The organism is Mesorhizobium humile, assembly GCF_033977215.1.
Lineage (GTDB): Bacteria > Pseudomonadota > Alphaproteobacteria > Rhizobiales > Rhizobiaceae > Mesorhizobium > Mesorhizobium humile.
The window spans coordinates 1-2,500 of sequence record NZ_JAVIIV010000050.1 but is presented as its reverse complement, the minus strand read 5'-3'; the positions used below and the strand labels follow the sequence as shown (position 1 = coordinate 2,500).

The 2,500-nt window shown below is 54.7% G+C and carries 2 rRNA genes (1 of these 2 cut by a window edge); both read left to right on the top strand.

Annotated features, from left to right (window positions below):
* Positions 1 to 2,085, top strand: a 23S ribosomal RNA gene (locus tag RFM52_RS32470); it begins 715 nt to the left of the window's first position.
* A 273-nt stretch (positions 2,086 to 2,358) separates the two neighbouring features.
* Positions 2,359 to 2,473 (top strand): 5S ribosomal RNA (gene rrf, locus RFM52_RS32465).
* Positions 2,474 to 2,500: the final 27 nt, after the last annotated feature.

Here is a 2,500-nt window from a genome sequence, read left to right as displayed (position 1 = left end):
AACCGAGTGATCTAGCCATGAGCAGGTTGAAGGTAAGGTAACACTTACTGGAGGACCGAACCCATAACTGTTGCAATAGTTCGGGATGACTTGTGGCTAGGGGTGAAAGGCCAATCAAACTCGGAAATAGCTGGTTCTCCGCGAAATCTATTTAGGTAGAGCGTCGACCGAATACCCCAGGGGGTAGAGCACTGGATGGGCTAGGGGTCCTCACCGGATTACCAAACCTAACCAAACTCCGAATACCTGGGAGTACTAGTCGGCAGACACACGGCGGGTGCTAACGTCCGTCGTGAAAAGGGAAACAACCCTGACCTACAGCTAAGGTCCCCAAGTTATGGCTAAGTGGGAAAGGATGTGAGGATCCCAAAACAACCAGGATGTTGGCTTAGAAGCAGCCATCATTTAAAGAAAGCGTAACAGCTCACTGGTCTAAATAAGGGTCTTTGCGCCGAAAATGTAACGGGGCTAAAGCCATACACCGAAGCTTAGGGTTCGTGAGCAATCACGAGCGGTAGCGGAGCGTTCTGTAAGCTGATGAAGCCGTACCCGTGAGGGGCGGTGGAGGTATCAGAAGTGCGAATGCTGACATGAGTAACGTAAGGGGAGTGAGAGACTCCCCCGCCGAAAGACCAAGGGTTCCTGCTTAAAGTTAATCTGAGCAGGGTTAGCCGGCCCCTAAGACGAGGCGGAAACGCGTAGTCGATGGGAACCACGTTAATATTCGTGGGCCTGGAGGTAGTGACGGATCACACAAGTTGTCCAATCTTATCGGATTGAAAGGGCAGCGGAGTGGTTCCAGGAAATAGCTCCTCCTTATAGACCGTACCCGAAACCGACACTGGTGGTCAGGTAGAGTATACCAAGGCGCTTGAGAGAACTATGCTGAAGGAACTCGGCAAATTGCACGCGTAACTTCGGAAGAAGCGTGACCCTTTTCTGCGCAAGCAGGGGAGGGTGGCACAGACCAGGGGGTAGCGACTGTTTATCAAAAACACAGGGCTCTGCGAAGCCGCAAGGCGACGTATAGGGTCTGACGCCTGCCCGGTGCTGGAAGGTTAAGAGGAGGGGTGCAAGCTCTGAATCGAAGCCCCAGTAAACGGCGGCCGTAACTATAACGGTCCTAAGGTAGCGAAATTCCTTGTCGGGTAAGTTCCGACCTGCACGAATGGCGTAACGACTTCCCCGCTGTCTCCAGCATAGACTCAGTGAAATTGAATTCCCCGTGAAGATGCGGGGTTCCTGCGGTTAGACGGAAAGACCCCGTGCACCTTTACTATAGCTTTACATTGGCATTCGTAGTGGCATGTGTAGGATAGGTGGTAGGCTTTGAAACCTGGGCGCCAGCTCAGGTGGAGCCACCCTTGAAATACCACCCTTATTACTATGGATGTCTAACCGCGGCCCGTTATCCGGGTCCGGGACAATGTATGGTGGGTAGTTTGACTGGGGCGGTCGCCTCCTAAAGAGTAACGGAGGCGCGCGATGGTGGGCTCAGAACGGTCGGAAATCGTTCGCTGAGTGCAATGGCATAAGCCTGCCTGACTGCGAGACTGACAAGTCGAGCAGAGACGAAAGTCGGTCATAGTGATCCGGTGGTCCCGCGTGGAAGGGCCATCGCTCAACGGATAAAAGGTACGCCGGGGATAACAGGCTGATGACCCCCAAGAGTCCATATCGACGGGGTTGTTTGGCACCTCGATGTCGACTCATCGCATCCTGGGGCTGGAGCAGGTCCCAAGGGTATGGCTGTTCGCCATTTAAAGCGGTACGTGAGTTGGGTTCAGAACGTCGTGAGACAGTTCGGTCCCTATCTGCCGTGGGTGTAGGAATATTGAAAGGATCTGTCCCTAGTACGAGAGGACCGGGATGGACGGATCTCTGGTGGACCTGTTGTGGCGCCAGCCGCATCGCAGGGTAGCTATATCCGGACGGGATAACCGCTGAAGGCATCTAAGCGGGAAACCCACCTTGAAACGAGTATTCCCTGAGAACCGTGGAAGACGACCACGTTGATAGGCCGGGTGTGGAAGAGCGGCAACGCTTGAAGCTTACCGGTACTAATAGTTCGATAGGCTTGATCGTTCTCATTACTTATATCCATCCGACAAAGTCGGATGGTCTGCCAGCGCTCACGCATGAGCGGCCCTTACGGGCCTATGCTCCGCGAGGGCGCCGGACGACCGGCGACGCGTAGTCGCGCTTGCGGGCTTCGCCCGTAGGCGAAATGCAGACGTCGCCTTGGCACGAAAAGACAGGCATCTGGCACAAGCAGATAGCGAGCAGTTATCCCTACTCGCTATTGGCTACTGCCTAATCCCTAACCCAGCTTCTCGATTTGAACGTGCGTTTTGCCGACCTGGTGGTTATGGCGGAGCGGCTGCACCCGATCCCATTCCGAACTCGGCCGTGAAACGCTCCAGCGCTGATGGTACTTCGTCTCAAGACGCGGGAGAGTAGGTCGCTGCCAGGTCTGCTAAGCGCACGTTCACCTCAAATC